The organism is Paraglaciecola sp. (genome assembly GCF_039942875.1).
Taxonomy (GTDB): domain Bacteria; phylum Pseudomonadota; class Gammaproteobacteria; order Enterobacterales; family Alteromonadaceae; genus Paraglaciecola.
Map to the genome: position 1 here is coordinate 197,698 of NZ_JBDVBQ010000026.1, position 15,662 is coordinate 213,359.

The following is a 15,662-nucleotide window of genomic DNA, read 5'->3' on the forward strand; positions in this document are numbered from 1 at the left end:
GTAAATTTAATGCTATAAATCAATTCTATAGGATCAATAGAGATAGCCAAGAAAGATCACAAGCTCTTGTATTACCTGAAAATAATGAGAAGTAGAGTAACCCATGAAAAAGATTGAAGCGATAATTAAGCCATTTAAGCTAGACGAAGTAAGAGAAGCGTTATTGGAAGCAGGAATTTCAGGCCTTACCGTTACCGAAGTGAAAGGATACGGAAGACAGAGGGGCCATATCGATACTTATCGAGGCGCTGAATATAAAGTCGACTTTATACCAAAAGTTAAACTTGAAATTGTTATCACCGACAAAGAGGTCGACCGCTGTATAGAAGTCATCATCGAAAAAGCACAAAGTGGTAAAATAGGTGATGGTAAAATATTTGTTTACGACATGGAAAGAGCCATACGTATTCGAACCGGTGAAGAAGGTGAAGATGCGGTATAACCCGCACAAACTATTTTCTATTAGACACACTAATTAACCACACTGGCTTATATTTCTTTTGAGCTATCAAGAATATAAAGCTACATAATGTTATTTGTATCAATTCAGCAGCCTTAAAAACCAAACCTATTTTTGTTTTTTGTTTGCCTTATATTCAGTATTTAGCTCTAGTCCTTTTTCATACATGCTGTTCATTTTTTTATCTGAACGGTTAAAATAATAAAGCCACTTAAGGTATTGATTTTTAATGGCTTGTGAATAGACTCCTGTCGTTTCGAAACGAATTGCAGAGGTTTCACTGATATAAGGCAAACGTATGCCCTTGGCTTTTTTGTTCAAGCGTAAACACAGTGCAGTGTCTTCAAAAATATCAATATCGGGTAATAAGCCAACTTCAAGTAAAAGTTGTTTGTTAGCAAAAATACAGTGGTCTAAATAATATATGCCTCGCTTATCTCCCCGCATATAATTTGAGTACCAAGAGGTAAACCGAAGTAGCGGGTGAGAATTATCAAACTTATGGGTAAACGCTCCCCAACTTAAGTGCATATTGGCCGTGATTAATGCCTTGATACCTTCTATTTCTACTAGGCTTCTTGGATGATTGAGCAGTACCATTTCATACTTGGCTTCTTGAATACCTACATTTAAGCGAGCTGCGCGGGACGCCAAACCCGTCTCGATTAAACGGACCCCAGCTTCTTTTATTAGCTCAAGGGTATTATCAAGGCTTCCTCCATCAACGCACACAATCTCTATCTCGGCCGTTGGCCTATAAGTATCTAATAACTTTTGCAGATAACCAGACTTAGATTCATTTAGGGTTGGAATAATAATAGTTAGCAAGAAACACTCTTCACATATTGCACATTAAAAGGTTACATTCCCCGATTGTTAGTCAGGAAAATAAAAGCCTAATTTATTGGTTAAACATTTTTGAATACTAACACCCCAAAAGCATTTGATGATAAGTTTACCGATTAAAAGTAGATTTACACAACTTAAGGATAAAACGTTATGAAAAAAATACTGGCACTGTTTATTGTTAGCCTTACTTTAACGGCTTGTGCCCCTGAAATTGGAAGCGAAGAATGGTGCGCTGATATGAAAGAAAAGCCTAAAGGAGACTGGACGGCAGCAGAAGGTAAAGATTTCGCTGCGCACTGTATTTTTTAAATACTCGTGTAGCTAAGTAATAGTTTACACACCTGTTAAATAGACAGGTGTATAAACTATTAGTACAACCTAAGACAAATGACTATGACCACAGCTATACTTTTTAGCTCATCTAGAGCGGCAGGTGACACCTTTCACATAGTTAAATATTTATCTGATAACAGCGCAATTCAAATGTTTAACCTATCAGAGCATAATATTTCTTTTTACGACTATGAGCATCAAAATAACGCAGATGACTTTTTACCTTTAATGGCCAAGCTTGTTAAGTTTGAGCATATTATATTTGCGACTCCTATGTATTGGTACTCGATGTGCGCTCAAATGAAAGTGTTTATAGACAGGTTATCGGATTTGCTCACCATCGATAAACCTTTAGGCCGCCAACTTAGAGGTAAGCAGTGCTCTTTGATATCTACAGGTTACGATAGCAATGCGCCAGATTGTCTTTGGCAACCATTTGAATTAACAGCTAAATATTTAGGCATGCACTACAAAGAAATGCTTTATTTAAGTTGCCCTAGTGATTTCAAATTAGCAGATCATAAAGTCACCCTTGATAACTTTATTGATAACGTTTTAACGTGTTAGTTAGAGCCTGCATCTCTGCCACCTTCACCCCAAAAGGCAAAACAAAACTATGCGTGAGCAATTAAGAACTAAAATAATAGACGTTTGTGATAAGAAAATAGCCGCCAAAGGCAACAATGTAGGCTTATCTTTCTACGCCTTTTTCGCTAATAAAAACAACGATCCTGAGCAACTCATGGAAGCAGCGACGTGGTGGATACAGACCCACAAGTTAGATCATTTTGAAAAAGCGCAAAAAATCAAGGACCTTATTTTAAACAACCAATAAACAAACTTTTATCAGCCCAAAGCAATAAGCAAATGAAAACTATCATCAGACACGCCGAAATAACTGACCATAATGACTTAGTTGAGATATACCGCTACCCAGCTGTTACCCAACACACCTCACAACTTTTATACTTAGACTCTGAAACTATCAAAAGTTTTTTTAAACCTGATAATCACTTTATTTTAGTGGCAGAAGCAGAGGGCAAAGTTCTGGGTCATGTGACATTAATTTTAAATACCAAGCAAAGAGAAAAACACTCAGCTAGCCTAGCCATTGCGGTGCACCCTGACTTTCACGGTAAAGGTATCGGCAAAAAGTTAATCGAAGCCGCCATTAATCAAGCAGACAACTGGTTAAACTTATTACGCATCGAACTTGAGGTATACACAGATAATCAAAAGGCTTGTAAGTTATATAAAAAATTAGGTTTTGAAATAGAAGGCGAGAAACGCGGTGCCTCCTTCAAGAATGGGAAATATGTCAACTTATTACTCATGTCGCGGCTTAAACCTTAAATAGTCAGGCTAGTTAAACATATGAATTAATAGCATTAACCCAATGAAACCAACACTTCCCGAAACCAACTTAAAGCTTCATCTTGCTCGGTATTTTGATGCCAATAAAGGTGGGTTTCAATATTACTTAGCGCTATTGGCATAGTTAATAAGATTAAATCATGAGTTTGATTTGCCCCGCCTAATAACTCTCTCCCTAACTGGGTGGGTAATGTTAACAAAAAGTCAGACTCAGCAACCATAGCCTTAGCCGCATAGTAATTTTGGCAACGTATACTGATATGTCGAGACAATCCCTGCTGTTGAAACAATAAGTCCTCAACCGCTGCACCACTTGGGCGATTTGAGACCCCCACATGCTTTGAATCTAAATAGGTAGTTTGACTTAAACTTTCTTGCAGTTGATGGCCTTGACGCATCAACACACTAAAAGAGTCATCAATGACTTTAGTGTGAAATACAGGAGGTTTAATGGGCAATGCTACATCAAAGGCCATATCTATGTGACCCGCTCCTAATTCACGGGTCAGATTCTCTCTATTTACCTTTATGCTTGCGAATGTGGTGTTTGGTGCTAATTCTGCTAAACGCTTTACTAATTTCGGTAAAATAGACGGTTCTAATGCATAGTGAATTCCCAACTTAAAATGATGTCGACTACTTTTAGGCTGAAAATCCCCCCAATGCTGTAAAATTTGCCGCAGCCTGCTCAAGGTATCAATAATCTGCGGCGCCATACGCTGACATGCGGGTGTGGGCAACATCCTATTATTACTGCGTTGAAATAAAGGATCTCCTAAACACTCTCTTAACCGCTTTAATGCATGGCTAACGGCTGAAGGGGTAATGTGTAACACTTCAGCGCTTCGAGACATATTTTGTTCTTGGTAGATACTTTCAAATATCTTTAATAAGTTAAGATCTAACTGCTGGATCTTATTATAATCAGCCACACTCACCACCAATGAATTAAATTCATAGTAACCATATAGCATTTTTCATTTCATTCAACCAAATAAAGGCACTATTCTTCACTCAATTACTAATATTCGGAGTGCCAGAATGAATTTTTCTCATAGTGAAAAAACACAAGACTACATCAATAGAGTGCGAGCTTTTATGCAAGAGCACGTTTACCCCGTTGAAGAACAAATTTACTCAGAAACTCACACTCTCAACCCTGGCGGTGACTGGAAAAACTGGCAAGTTCACCCGCTTATCGAGCCATTAAAGAAAAAAGCGCAAGCTGCAGGTCTGTGGAATTTGTTCTTACCGGATGCAGAGTTAGGTCAAGGCTTAACCACTTTAGAGTATGCTCCTTTGGCTGAAGAAATGGGCCGAGTGTTATTTGCCTCAGAAATATTTAATTGCAGTGCTCCCGACACAGGAAATATGGAGGTGCTTTATCACTTTGGAAATAAAGCTCAACAAGATACATGGCTCAAGCCGCTACTTGCCGGAGAGATACGCTCAGTATTTGGTATGACAGAGCCTGATGTTGCTTCATCTGACGCAACCAATATGCAAGCGACAGTTGAGGTAGATGGCGATGAATTAGTCCTCAACGGTAAAAAATGGTGGACTACTGGCCTCGGTCACCCCAACGCTAAAGTCGCTATTTTTATGGCCCTATCTAATCCTGAAAATGACAAACACAATCAGCATAGCCAAGTTATCGTACCTTTAGATACACCAGGTATTGAGATCAAGCGTATGTTACAAGCCTTTGGGGATTATGATGCACCTTTTGGGCATGGCGAAATGCATTTTAATAATGTACGAGTCCCTAAAGAAAATCTCTTAGTGGGCATGGGGAAAGGATTTGCTATTGCTCAAGGCCGCCTTGGGCCAGGCAGAATTCATCACTGTATGCGTTCAATTGGTGGCGCTGAAAAGGCATTAGAATTAGCCATGCAACGAGGTATGTCGCGTACTGCATTTGGTAAACCGTTAATGATGTTAGGGGGCAACCGAGAGCGGGTCGCCGAAGCTCGCATTGCTATCAATCAAGCTCGGTTATTAACCCTTGAAGCCGCATGGAAAATAGACAATCTAGGTGTAAAAAACGCCATGGTAGATATTTCTGCAATTAAGGTAGCGGTACCTAAAATGCTTGAAGAGGTTATAGACATGGCCATACAAATTCATGGTGGTGCTGGCATGTGTAATGATTTCCCACTGGCGCGCTTTGCCGCAGGAGCAAGAGCATTACGCTTAGCTGACGGCCCAGACGAAGTACATAAAGGAATGGTTGCTCGGTTAGAACTTAAAAAATACCAATAAGTCACACCTCCCTTTAAAAGCGCTTCATGTAACATGAAGCGCACCATCATTTAACCACATTGATAAAAAAGTGATCACACCATGACCAGACAGAATATTTTAATCACAGGGGCCAGTTCAGGTTTAGGAAAGGGCATGGCGATTGAGTTCGCTAAAAAAGGCCGAAACCTAGCCTTGTGCGCCCGTCGTCTTGAAAACTTAGAAAACCTAAAACAAGAACTTTTAAACATTAACCCCGATATTAACGTATTTATACGCCAACTAGACGTAGATAATCACGAGCAAGTTTTTGAGGTGATCCACGGGTTTGCTGAAGATATGGGATCTATCGATAGAATTATTATCAATGCAGGCATTGGAAAAGGAGCACCAGTCGGTACTGGGTATTTTTATGCCAATAAACAAACCGCAGAAACTAATTTTGTGTCAGCACTGGCCCAGTGTGAGGCTGCGATGGAAGTGCTTCGTAAACAAAATGCAGGGCATCTAGTGACTATCTCATCTATGAGTGCAATTCGAGGGGCTCGCCGTGCCATTACCGTTTACGCCGCAACTAAAGCGGGGCTAAGTGCCTTAACAGAAGGGATCCGCATAGATGTATTGAATACCCCTATCAAAGTAACCACTATTCACCCCGGTTTTATTCGCACTGAAATTAACGAGAAAGTTAAAAAAGTCCCCTTTATCGTCGACTTAGAGACAGGTTGCCAAGCAATGGTAAAAGACATTGAAAAAGAGGTCGCTAATAGCTTTGTACCCACATGGCCGTGGGCATTATTTAGATATTTAGCAAAAATTGCCCCTCTAAGTATGCTGGCTAAAATGAGTTAATTACATATACTGGCCCACAGAACAACATTAAAGGTTAAATCGTGAGTATATGTTTATTGGTCGAGTATCAGAATTAACGGGAGCCAGCAGAAAAGCCATTCTCCATTATGAATCTATTGGGTTAATCAAGGCGCCTAAACGAAGTGGTAGTTATCGAATCTATGATGAACATGACGTAACAGTCATTGCGATGATCCGCAAAGCACAAACCTTAGGGTTTAGTTTAGCTGAGTTAAAAGAAGTGGTGTCCCAAAAAATAGCAGATAAGACCCTACCCTTTGACCTTATTAATTCACTAATCGATAGCAAAGTCTCTGTTCTAAATACCCAAGCCATGGAATTAATAGCGCAAGCTAAACAACTCGAAAAATTCAAAATAGAATTACCCAAAAGTTTGCCTTGACTCTGCCCTTAGGGGCAAGGTTTACAGTACGCTCTTTCATTATGAGAGAGTAACAATGAACTTTACAAATAAAACAATATTGATAACAGGTGCTTCTTCAGGTGTCGGTAAAGAGTTTGCCACACAATTTGCAAGTAACGGGACAAACTTAATCATTACCGCACGATCAGAGCACGAGCTTAACGCACTGTCGCAACAGTTTACCACACGTCATAATAATATTTAGGTGAAAGTCCCCCCTCAGGATTTACTTTTACCCGATAGCCCCAAAATACTTTTCGCAGCAATACAAGACATGGGACTGTCTGTGGACTACCTAATAAATAATGCGGGCTTTGGTAAATTTTGTCACTTTGAAGAGGCAAGCTTTAACACTTATCAAAACATGCTCACACTGAATATTCATGCTCTAACGGAGTTGTGTTACCTGTTTTTCCCCACGATGAAACAAACCAATAGCGGTGGCATCATCAATGTAGCTTCAATAGGGTCATTTCAGCCTTTACCTTACCAAGCGGTATATGGCGCTTCTAAGGCTTTCGTTTTAAATTTTTCTGAGGCTTTAACGGGTGAGTTACTAGGGTCGCAAGTAAAAGTGATGGCACTATGCCCAGGTATCACTGAGTCTAATTCTATGTCGACGGCTAATGCCGACACATCGACCATGAAATTTTCACCGGCGAGTAAAGTAGTCGAAGATGGATTAACAGCCTTTTCCAAAGGGAAAATATATAAAGTGTCTGGGTTAGCTAATTACCTCAATTCTTTAGTACCTCGTTTATTTTCTCGAAAACAGATTGTAAAAATTGTCGCTAATATGTTCAAAGACCGGATATTAAATTAAATGCCCTACTGTTAATTTGCACTAAACAGCACGTTTATTTTTATAACGAAAAGGGCCTCCATTGGCCCTTTCTTTAACTTACTTTTGTTGTGCTTAAAGCAGACTAATCCACTTTTTTCATCACACAAATTTTATTACCTGCAGGGTCTCTTAGGTAAGCTAAATACAATTTTAAATCGCCTCCTTCTCTAACACCTGGAGGATCTTCACAGGCCGTGCCACCGTTTGCTAGACCCGCTTGGTGCCATGCCAACCCCTGCTCTTCATTTTCAATTGCAAACCCTAGGGTACTGCCATTACCGTGACAAGCTGGCTCACCATTAATGGGTACGCTTAACCCAAACACTCCAGTTTTAGTAAAATAAAAACAACGACCTTTAGGATCTATTGTTCCCTCTTCGTAACCTAATGTACCCAGAATTGCGTCGTAAAACTTTTTAGACTCTTGAATATCATTAGCACCTAACATGACATGGCTAAACATATAACTCTCCTTAAACCAATAACGACTAAAGTAAAATGTAACTACAGTGTACCTAGAAATTATCCATAGTAGAATTTTTCACAGTGATGATCATAGGTAAGTTTGCTGAAGTACCTGAGCTTTATCTTTATAATAGTTATGGATCTTTTTTCTGCTGCGAGGTTTTTTATGATTGTTCGCGATACCCCTCACTCTTTGCGTTTATTTTTTATCTTAAAGGGGTCGGTGCTCCCCCTTATTTATGGAAAAATACTCCTCATTACTTTTTTGGGGGCCGGTGTTGCTACCGCACAATATTATTACCCTAATGTATTTCCAAATTTTACCCCTGCACCAATAGCGTTATTTGGTGTCGCTTTATCGCTATTTCTAGGTTTTAGAAACAACGCCAGCTACGACAGATGGTGGGAAGCACGCAAAGAATGGGGTCACTTAATTGTGGCATCTCGCAGTCTTTCGCGACAGGTAATGTCTTACATTGATGGAAACTCATCATTAGGTGCAAAAGCACAGTCATATGTCATTAAACTGATCATCGCCTTTAGCCATGCACTGCGTCACCAATTACGCAATTCTGATCCTTGGCCCGAAATTGAAAAATACATAGCAAAAGACGACCAAGTATTTTTAAAACAATCCCATAGTCTTGCTGACGCCTTGTTGATGCTAATCGGAAAAAAGCTTGCTGATTGCCACCGTGAAAACTTGATATCCGATATTATTTTAGCCAGCCTAACCAACCATGTAACCTCTATGGCAAATGTACAAGCGTCTTGTGAGCGTATTCAAAACACCCCTTTACCTTTTGCTTATATGTTGTTGGTGCAGCGCACCGCCTATCTATACTGTTTTATTTTGCCATTTGGGATTGTTGCATCTCAGGGATTAGTTACCCCATTATTCAGCGCCATCATCGCCTACACCTTTTTTGGTCTTGATGCCCTAAGTGAAGAACTCTCAGAACCGTTTGGGGTGTCAGCGAATGATCTTCCACTGCATTCAATATCTCGTACCATAGAAATTAATTTACTAGATATTTTAGGTGAGAAAACACTGCCAGAGCCAATAGAGGCGATACATCACCGCCTCGAATAATATTAGGCTAATAGCCTAAGCTTCTATCAACCAAACCAATTAAAGGCTGATGTGTAAGGTAGCGATGAACGTTATCTACTAATGCTTTTCCTGCGGTTTCATTTTGGGTAATGGCAGCAATATGCGGGGTAACTAATACATTAGGATGTTGCCACAATCTATTTGAATCAGGTAAAGGCTCGGTATCAAACACATCTAATACCGCAAAGCTCAAATGCTCTTCGTCAAGTAATGTAAGTAGGTCTTCTGATACCAGTTGTTCACCTCGCCCCACATTAATAACACTTGCCCCTTTAGGTAAAAGGCTAAGTGTGGATGTATTTAGCAAACCTTGAGTTTGTTTAGTTAAGGGCAACAAACTAACCAGTACGTCAGTTTGCGATAAAAAATCTTCAAGTTGCTCCATGCCACTAAAACACCTTACTCCGTCTAGCTGCTTAGCACTGCGACTCCAGCCATTAATACTAAAGCCAAGATTGTGTAAGGTATTAGCTGCAGCTTGTCCTAAATTCCCTAACCCCATTATCCCTATTCGCCTTTGTGAATTAGCTAATGTAGGCAATTGCTCCCAAGTCGCAGTTGAGTTTGCTTTGATGTATTGGAACGTTCCCCGATGAATATTGAGCACATGTAGTGCAATAAACTCAGACATACCTTTTGCTATCCCTGGGTCAAGCATACGCACCACCTGAATATGCTCAGGTACCGTGGCCAAATCGAGTTGGTCAACCCCTGCCCCTACTGAAAATATGACTTTTAGATTGGGGTAATCTTGTTGGTAATCTCTTGGCAATTTCCAAGCAATCATCAATTCGATAGCGGCCTTGTCTGTTACCTTAGGCCAGTGTTGCCATACTAAATTAGGTAAAGCATCTGCGAACATTGCTCGCCAACAGTCATTACGGTCTTGTGGACCTCGAAATAAAATATGAATTGCCATTAAATTTATCTTTTTACCTTGTATTGAGATAACTATTTTAGCCACGATTTAAAGGGTATTTAAACTTGTTTATTTGCTAAATCCCAAACTATATTGGATACCTAGCAGTACATAACCTTATCGAGATCGAGGTGGTTGAGGTAGTGCCGCTTTTAATGCAGCTTCGCTGATACCTAACTATTTAGCCGCAGCGCTTATATTAAGTTTTCTGCCCCCGTTTTTCTCAACCACTTTAAAAAGTTCATTTGCGGTTATACCCAGTTTTTTTGCAGCTTGTTCAAAACCTGGAGGTGTTCCCCCTTTATGTCTAGGGCCACCATGTCTAGGACCTCTTCCTCCCTCTGCACCAATACCTTGAGCCGCATTAGTTGAGAAGTTATTTTTAGCTACTACGCCACTCAAGCAAGTTGGCAGGTTAGGAAAAGTGGTTGAAGCATGGTAGTGATAAATGGGCTCAGCACTATCTGGTGTTGGGCCAAGATGACCATTGCAGGTATCTAGGTCCACCGGAGTTTTACCATCGTAATCAATGCTTCCATAAATAGGAAAACCATCAAAAGCATAAGCAAACTTGGCACTTGCATTTTGCTCTAGGGAACACTCGGCATCTACAGCATCACGTTTAAATACACTATTAATATCTGTAGAGGTTGCATGCCAATGGTACCAGCCGCCTGGGTCTATATGACCACCACAGGTATCTAATGCAGGCATGTGTCCAGTATCTAAAACAGATGGAGCATCAGCAAAAATGGGCACACCACCTAAGGCAAGCCCTACTTTAGCAACGGTTCCAAGCTCGGTAACTTTTTCGCTTTTTATAGGTACTCTAGGTAACAAGACTGTCATTTCGACTGATGTATCTAAAGAGGCTTGTAGACAGGTATTGTCACTAGCAGGTTGTTCGGTACGCACATCAGTGATGAAGACCTCTCCTTTTTCATCAAAAAAGGTATAACCTTGCTCACTCAGCATATTCAAGAAAGCTTCATCAATACGGTACAGGCCGGTTTCATCTCCATCCCAATGCCACACCCCTCCTTTTTCTTCGGTCGTTTTGGGGCAAAATGGTCCTATGCTTAAATTGTCTGGTAAATACTTAACGACATACTTAGTACAGGTACTGGTGTCTCCATTTTCAAGTTCACAACTTACAATTTGTGGTTCGCTTACTAATGCATCCTTACTGATACTAGTAGCATCAGCATGGGCCCATACTGACAGAGGCGTACCTAATACCATCATGGCCGAGGCCAAGTTAACTAGCGTATTAGTCTTTAATATTCTCATAACTTTATTTTCCTACATAAAACTGGCCGCAACAATCCGCTTCAAGGCGTAACAACTAAGTTGTATTTTTCAATTCACTAAGACCTTGATTGAAGTCTTTAGTTGCAACACTTGATAACTTCACAAAACTTTGCATAAAACCCTAACTCTTATTTTTTCACTATAAGCATGATGAAAAACATGATAAATTTTGTATACATTTTATAAAAAGAATACAAAAATTGAACGTTAAGCAATTCACCTCAGATATAAGTTTATCAGCTATTACTGCTGGTTTTGTCGCTGTGTTAGTAGGCTACGCAAGTGCTTGGGTTATTGTATATACAGCTGCGGTTGCCGCCGGTGCAAGCCAAGCAATGATAAATTCTTGGATATGGGCTTTGGGTATCAGTATGGGCCTAGCCTGCTTAGGGCTATCTTTATATTACAAACGCCCTATTATTATTGCGTGGTCTACTCCGGGAGCGGCATTATTAGCGAGCAGTTTAACGGGAACAACTATCTCCGAATCATTGGGTATTTTTGTTTTTGTTGGCGCTTTAACCTTGTTGACTGGCCTATCTGGTTGGTTTGACGCGCTGACTAAACGTGTCCCTATGCCACTTGCTTCAGCAATGCTAGCGGGTATTTTAGTGCAATTTGGCCTAAATACATTTGTATCCTTGCAAGCCGAACCGCTTATGGTAGGGATAATGATCTTCACCTTATTCATTGCTAAAAGGTGGTTACCTAGATATGCGATTCTAGCGGTGCTTCTCAGTGGCTTTATATGTGCCTACTTTTTTAATTTAGTCGATTTGAATCAAGTAAAATGGGGGCTATCTACTCCTATTTGGACCACGCCTAGTTTCAATTTAAGCTTACTCATAGGTGTTGGGATCCCTTTATTTATTGTCACTATGACATCACAAAATATGCCCGGTGTTGCTATCTTGCGCTCTGCTAATTATGAGCAAACGCCCATATCACCGATCCTTAGTTGGACGGGCTTACTTAATATAGTATTTGCACCTTTTGGCGCTTTTTCTTTAAACCTAGCGGCGATAACGGCCGCCATTTGTGCCAGTTCTGAATCCCATCCCAATCCAGAAAAACGTTATATTGCTGGGGTATTTGCTGGCCTATTTAATATTTTGTTTGGTGTTTTCGGTGTCACTGTTGTTAGTCTATTTGCGGCGTTTCCGGCAGCCATGATTTCTGCATTAGCCGGTTTAGCATTACTTAGTACAATCAGTGCCAGTTTGCATGGGACGTTTCAAGCGCCCGAATATCGAGATGCGGCACTCATAACATTTTTGGTGACTGCCTCTGGGGTATCTTTTTTTGATGTTGCATCGGCATTCTGGGGAATATTAATCGGCTTGGCCGCCTTGGCATTGAGTAAAAAAGGATAGTCAGATGATATCTAAACAACCTGCAGAGACTCTCTACATACAGATGAAGCAAGATATTAGAGACAATAAACTGCCCCTTGGAACTGCCCTAAAACAAGAGCAATTATCAAATCAATATGGGGTAAGTCGAATTCCTATACGGGATGTATTACAACGATTAAAAAATGAAGGTTGGCTTATTACGAGTGGTAAACGAGGGGCCATGGTTAATCCACTAAACGCCACTGAAGCTGAAGACCTATATCTAATACGCAGCCACTTAGAGCCTCTTATTTTGGGCTACGCAATGACCCATCTCAATCATCAAATAATGGGCAAAGCAACCGACATTTTAGAGCAATTAGAAGAACCTGGGCTCACAATACAAACCCATGGCGAATTGAATTGGCAGTTTCATGGGGTCTTGTATCAGGCTGCAAACAGGCCCACACTTTTTAATAATATAAACAACTTACATCAATTATGTTCTAGATATATCGGCTTTCAAAATATGGAATTAAACTATCAAAAAAACAGTCAAAAAGAACACTATCAATTATTAAGTGCCTTACAGAAAAAGCAACTAGGTCAAGCCCAACAAATTCTGAAACAACATATTAGTCAGGCAGGCCAGAAATTAGTGGCCTACCTCAACAATCAGATGTGATCCACAAAGCCACTTTTATCTAATGAGCTTTCTAAAGCCGCCATGCCAGCAGGCACATCGAGTTTGTGACCAAGGGCATTAAAACTCGTACCAAAAGCGTGTAGGGTTCGAAACAGGTTATGGGCCCTACACTGCTCTCCCATTTGCCCTATACGCACTATATTTGCACCAAAAGAACCTGATATTTCAACCTTGTATCGGTTAGACATAGTACTTAATAGCTGTTTTGCATCTATTCCATTTGGTACAGTGATCCCTACCACTGAGTTGAGTCTGGCAGCGGGTTTAACATATAAATCTAATCCCATTGTTTCTATACCCACCTGCAGGGCTAAAGAACTACGTTGATGTCTATCAAATCTACTTTTTAGAGTCTCAGTGCAAACTAAACGCAACGCTTCATGAATGGCCAAAATACCAGATACGGGTGCGGTATAGTGATAAGACTTTTTGTACCAAAACTGGTCAGCCAACTTAGCATCTAAACACCAATGACGTAATTGATCTGAACGAGATTGGATATGCTCCCACGCTTTATTTGAAAACCCAATAAGTGACACCCCAGGTATGCACGACAAACCTTTTTGCCCTCCAGTAATAACCGCGTCTATTCCCCAAGCGTCCATATCGAACTCCATGGTACTTAAGGTACACACGGCATCAACAATCACTAAGCAATTGTGCTCTTTTGCTGTAGCGGCTATTGCTGCCAACTGAGAATTACATACTGTGCTCGAGGTTTCACCTTGGACTATGGTCAATACTTGAGGCTGGTGCTTTTCAATATACTCAGCAACGACTTGAGGATCTGCACTTTGTCCCTCTTCTACCACTAAACGTACAACATCTGCTTCTACACGCTCAGCCATTTCAGCTAAACGACCGCTAAAAAAGCCATTACACACGCTTAATACTTTACTACCCGGTACCACTAAGTTAGCCACAGCCATTTCCATTGCTGCAGAGCCTGGGCCTGCTACCCCTAAAATATGCCCAGTTTCTGTTTGAAACACATATCGAGACATCAATTTAACTTGCTCGATAATTTGCGCCATAGTATCGCCTAGATGATTGATAACAATCCCATTAGCCGCCGCAACTCTGGCAGGAATAGGCACAGGTCCCGCCCCCATCATAAGTAGTGGTTCTTCAGGTAAAATATTATCTAGCGACAAGATATTATCAGGCGACTTAATTCGCACAGTGGTTCCTTAGTGTTATGAGGTAAGTCAATGAGTATACTGAAAATTATGGGAATGTAGTGCTTAAAATAGTCAAGATTCACATCAGTTATTTATATTTGATGCTTAAAATAACTAAGAATAGAATTATTTAATAAGGGATTAACAGTAGAACACCAATGCTCTTGGATATTCTACTGAATTTACAAAGGTAAAAATGAATTAGACTTGTTGAATAAAGTAGGAGATTTCTTTAATCAAATGCCTGAGAACTGGATTCAAACGGGTGTTTTTACCGTTCATCACAAACAAATCATGACTGAACTCAAACATGCTACCACCCACTGGTACTAGTCCTAAACCAGCCGCTTGGTTAGTTAACATATAGTCCGGCAACAAGCCGACATACTCACCTGTCATTATGGCTGATAAACACGCATCAAAAGAATCAGAGAATGTTTGAATGCCCATGCGTATATCATCACTAATATAATTGGCTGATGACAAGCCAGAAATACCTATAGCAGGATAATCGCTAATATTAATGCTAGCTGGTAAACCGTCTTTGTATTTGGCTAGAGGATGAGATGGCGCACAATATAAACGTCCTTTACATGCTAACTCTATAGGATGGAAAGTGACAGACTCAGGTTTAACCATATCGTAAGTTGATAATACAAGGTGGCACTCACCAGATAGGGCAACATGTTCTACTTCGTTATATAACCGGGTCTGTATATTGACATGAATATCATTAAATTTTTTCATGGTGCTTTTAACAGACTTACTGACGGCTAAATGATACGACAAGGGTAACCCAGCCATCATCACTAAAGTAATATGACCAGAATAATCATCATGTAGACTTTTTAAGTTAAACACAAAGTTATCAAAAGAGTTGAAGATACGTTTAGTTTCTTGGAAAACGACTTCGCCTTCTTTTGTCATTTGAAAGCCACCACGGCCGCGGTGACACAAAACTAAATCTAAACGCTCTTCTAACTTTTTAATTGCAGCACTAATATTAGGGCGCTGCATACGAAGCACTGGTTCTGCTGCAGTAAAGCCATTGCATGAAGCTACAGCATAAAAAACTCGTAGTAATTTGATATCCGATTCTTGAAGACGGTTTAACATGGCGCATCCATATATAGGTATGTTTATTGATACTAATAACCATATTAAAAAAGGCCTGAGAGGATTACAACGTAAATTTTAGCATAATATCTAATCACACCAATTTTTAAGCGCCCAAAATCTTACTCAGCCCACGAAT

18 protein-coding genes and 1 pseudogene are annotated in these 15,662 nt (G+C 40.2%); 12 read left to right on the top strand and 7 right to left on the bottom strand.

The window, feature by feature from the left end; translation table 11 throughout:
* Positions 1-103 precede the first annotated feature (103 nt).
* Positions 104-442, top strand: coding sequence for a P-II family nitrogen regulator (locus ABJE44_RS09205; protein ID WP_348111746.1), 339 nt, complete (start codon positions 104-106; stop codon positions 440-442).
* Positions 443-568: 126 nt separating this feature from the next.
* Here ABJE44_RS09205 and ABJE44_RS09210 read toward each other — a convergent pair whose 3' ends face one another.
* A complete protein-coding gene (locus tag ABJE44_RS09210; RefSeq protein WP_348111747.1) occupies positions 569-1,288 on the bottom strand; it encodes a glycosyltransferase in 720 nt (239 codons plus the stop codon).
* A gap of 171 nt (positions 1,289-1,459) precedes the next feature.
* On the opposite strand from ABJE44_RS09210, the gene ABJE44_RS09215 reads away from it, so the two are divergent.
* The 4 genes from ABJE44_RS09215 to ABJE44_RS09230 all read left to right on the top strand — a co-directional run bounded on the left by ABJE44_RS09215 (position 1,460) and on the right by ABJE44_RS09230 (position 2,995).
* Positions 1,460-1,618: a DUF3012 domain-containing protein gene (locus ABJE44_RS09215; RefSeq protein WP_133471969.1), complete on the top strand. Its 159-nt coding sequence runs from the start codon at positions 1,460-1,462 to the stop codon at positions 1,616-1,618.
* Positions 1,619-1,702: 84 nt separating this feature from the next.
* Positions 1,703-2,209, top strand: a complete 507-nt coding sequence (locus tag ABJE44_RS09220) for an NAD(P)H-dependent oxidoreductase (RefSeq protein WP_348111748.1) — start codon at positions 1,703-1,705, stop codon at positions 2,207-2,209.
* Positions 2,210-2,258: 49 nt separating this feature from the next.
* On the top strand, positions 2,259-2,477 hold the full coding sequence (locus ABJE44_RS09225; RefSeq protein ID WP_348111749.1) for a DUF6500 family protein: 219 nt from the start codon (positions 2,259-2,261) through the stop codon (positions 2,475-2,477).
* Positions 2,478-2,509: 32 nt separating this feature from the next.
* On the top strand, positions 2,510-2,995 hold the full coding sequence (locus ABJE44_RS09230; protein ID WP_348111750.1) for a GNAT family N-acetyltransferase: 486 nt from the start codon (positions 2,510-2,512) through the stop codon (positions 2,993-2,995).
* 35 nt (positions 2,996-3,030) lie between these two features.
* Here ABJE44_RS09230 and ABJE44_RS09235 read toward each other — a convergent pair whose 3' ends face one another.
* Positions 3,031-3,948, bottom strand: a complete 918-nt coding sequence (locus ABJE44_RS09235) for a LysR family transcriptional regulator (RefSeq protein ID WP_348111751.1) — start codon at positions 3,946-3,948, stop codon at positions 3,031-3,033.
* A gap of 109 nt (positions 3,949-4,057) precedes the next feature.
* On the opposite strand from ABJE44_RS09235, the gene ABJE44_RS09240 reads away from it, so the two are divergent.
* The 4 genes and pseudogenes from ABJE44_RS09240 to ABJE44_RS09255 all read left to right on the top strand — a co-directional run bounded on the left by ABJE44_RS09240 (position 4,058) and on the right by ABJE44_RS09255 (position 7,356).
* Positions 4,058-5,278 (top strand): acyl-CoA dehydrogenase family protein, encoded by a 1,221-nt coding sequence (locus ABJE44_RS09240; RefSeq protein WP_348111752.1) that lies wholly within the window; start codon positions 4,058-4,060, stop codon positions 5,276-5,278.
* A gap of 81 nt (positions 5,279-5,359) precedes the next feature.
* Entirely contained in the window at positions 5,360-6,109 is a 750-nt protein-coding gene (locus ABJE44_RS09245) for an SDR family oxidoreductase (RefSeq protein ID WP_348111753.1), read from the top strand.
* 49 nt (positions 6,110-6,158) lie between these two features.
* Entirely contained in the window at positions 6,159-6,512 is a 354-nt protein-coding gene (locus ABJE44_RS09250; RefSeq protein ID WP_348111754.1) for a MerR family transcriptional regulator, read from the top strand.
* A gap of 55 nt (positions 6,513-6,567) precedes the next feature.
* Positions 6,568-7,356: pseudogene (locus ABJE44_RS09255) on the top strand (SDR family oxidoreductase).
* 103 nt (positions 7,357-7,459) lie between these two features.
* Here the strand turns inward: ABJE44_RS09255 and ABJE44_RS09260 are convergent.
* Positions 7,460-7,840, bottom strand: coding sequence for a VOC family protein (locus ABJE44_RS09260; RefSeq protein WP_348111755.1), 381 nt, complete (start codon positions 7,838-7,840; stop codon positions 7,460-7,462).
* A gap of 168 nt (positions 7,841-8,008) precedes the next feature.
* Here ABJE44_RS09260 and ABJE44_RS09265 point away from each other — a divergent pair, with 168 nt between their 5' ends.
* A complete protein-coding gene (locus ABJE44_RS09265; RefSeq protein WP_348111756.1) occupies positions 8,009-8,935 on the top strand; it encodes a bestrophin family ion channel in 927 nt (308 codons plus the stop codon).
* A gap of 7 nt (positions 8,936-8,942) precedes the next feature.
* On the opposite strand, the gene ABJE44_RS09270 is transcribed toward ABJE44_RS09265, so the two are convergent.
* The gene (locus tag ABJE44_RS09270) at positions 8,943-9,875 is read right to left on the bottom strand and encodes a glyoxylate/hydroxypyruvate reductase A (protein WP_348111757.1); all 933 of its coding nucleotides are present in this window, start codon (positions 9,873-9,875) and stop codon (positions 8,943-8,945) included.
* Between the two features lie 177 nt (positions 9,876-10,052).
* The gene (locus tag ABJE44_RS09275; protein ID WP_348111758.1) at positions 10,053-11,165 is read right to left on the bottom strand and encodes a YHYH protein; all 1,113 of its coding nucleotides are present in this window, start codon (positions 11,163-11,165) and stop codon (positions 10,053-10,055) included.
* 221 nt (positions 11,166-11,386) lie between these two features.
* Between ABJE44_RS09275 and ABJE44_RS09280 the strand changes: the two genes are divergently transcribed.
* Together ABJE44_RS09280 and ABJE44_RS09285 are read left to right on the top strand one after the other, a co-directional pair.
* Complete coding sequence (locus ABJE44_RS09280) at positions 11,387-12,559, top strand: benzoate/H(+) symporter BenE family transporter (RefSeq protein ID WP_348111759.1); 1,173 nt, start codon at positions 11,387-11,389, stop codon at positions 12,557-12,559.
* A gap of 4 nt (positions 12,560-12,563) precedes the next feature.
* A complete protein-coding gene (locus ABJE44_RS09285) occupies positions 12,564-13,205 on the top strand; it encodes a GntR family transcriptional regulator (RefSeq protein ID WP_348111760.1) in 642 nt (213 codons plus the stop codon).
* Here ABJE44_RS09285 and ABJE44_RS09290 read toward each other — a convergent pair.
* Complete coding sequence (locus tag ABJE44_RS09290; protein WP_348111761.1) at positions 13,196-14,407, bottom strand: aminotransferase class V-fold PLP-dependent enzyme; 1,212 nt, start codon at positions 14,405-14,407, stop codon at positions 13,196-13,198. The two genes, ABJE44_RS09285 and ABJE44_RS09290, sit on opposite strands and share 10 nt — an antisense overlap.
* Before the next feature lie 201 nt (positions 14,408-14,608).
* Complete coding sequence (locus ABJE44_RS09295) at positions 14,609-15,523, bottom strand: LysR family transcriptional regulator (RefSeq protein WP_348111762.1); 915 nt, start codon at positions 15,521-15,523, stop codon at positions 14,609-14,611.
* Positions 15,524-15,662 lie beyond the last annotated feature (139 nt).

Excerpts from the sequence above, each read along its gene's own strand:
- ABJE44_RS09225 (WP_348111749.1), top strand. The coding sequence starts at position 2,259 with ATGCGTGAGCAATTAAGAACTAAAATAATAGACGTTTGTGATAAGAAA.
- ABJE44_RS09220 (WP_348111748.1), top strand. The coding sequence starts at position 1,703 with ATGACCACAGCTATACTTTTTAGCTCATCTAGAGCGGCAGGTGACACC.
- ABJE44_RS09275 (WP_348111758.1), bottom strand. The coding sequence starts at position 11,165 with ATGAGAATATTAAAGACTAATACGCTAGTTAACTTGGCCTCGGCCATG.
- ABJE44_RS09265 (WP_348111756.1), top strand. The coding sequence starts at position 8,009 with ATGATTGTTCGCGATACCCCTCACTCTTTGCGTTTATTTTTTATCTTA.
- ABJE44_RS09205 (WP_348111746.1), top strand. The coding sequence starts at position 104 with ATGAAAAAGATTGAAGCGATAATTAAGCCATTTAAGCTAGACGAAGTA.
- ABJE44_RS09240 (WP_348111752.1), top strand. The coding sequence starts at position 4,058 with ATGAATTTTTCTCATAGTGAAAAAACACAAGACTACATCAATAGAGTG.
- ABJE44_RS09260 (WP_348111755.1), bottom strand. The coding sequence starts at position 7,840 with ATGTTTAGCCATGTCATGTTAGGTGCTAATGATATTCAAGAGTCTAAA.
- ABJE44_RS09270 (WP_348111757.1), bottom strand. The coding sequence starts at position 9,875 with ATGGCAATTCATATTTTATTTCGAGGTCCACAAGACCGTAATGACTGT.
- ABJE44_RS09250 (WP_348111754.1), top strand. The coding sequence starts at position 6,159 with ATGTTTATTGGTCGAGTATCAGAATTAACGGGAGCCAGCAGAAAAGCC.
- ABJE44_RS09230 (WP_348111750.1), top strand. The coding sequence starts at position 2,510 with ATGAAAACTATCATCAGACACGCCGAAATAACTGACCATAATGACTTA.
- ABJE44_RS09215 (WP_133471969.1), top strand. The coding sequence starts at position 1,460 with ATGAAAAAAATACTGGCACTGTTTATTGTTAGCCTTACTTTAACGGCT.
- ABJE44_RS09295 (WP_348111762.1), bottom strand. The coding sequence starts at position 15,523 with ATGTTAAACCGTCTTCAAGAATCGGATATCAAATTACTACGAGTTTTT.
- ABJE44_RS09285 (WP_348111760.1), top strand. The coding sequence starts at position 12,564 with ATGATATCTAAACAACCTGCAGAGACTCTCTACATACAGATGAAGCAA.
- ABJE44_RS09245 (WP_348111753.1), top strand. The coding sequence starts at position 5,360 with ATGACCAGACAGAATATTTTAATCACAGGGGCCAGTTCAGGTTTAGGA.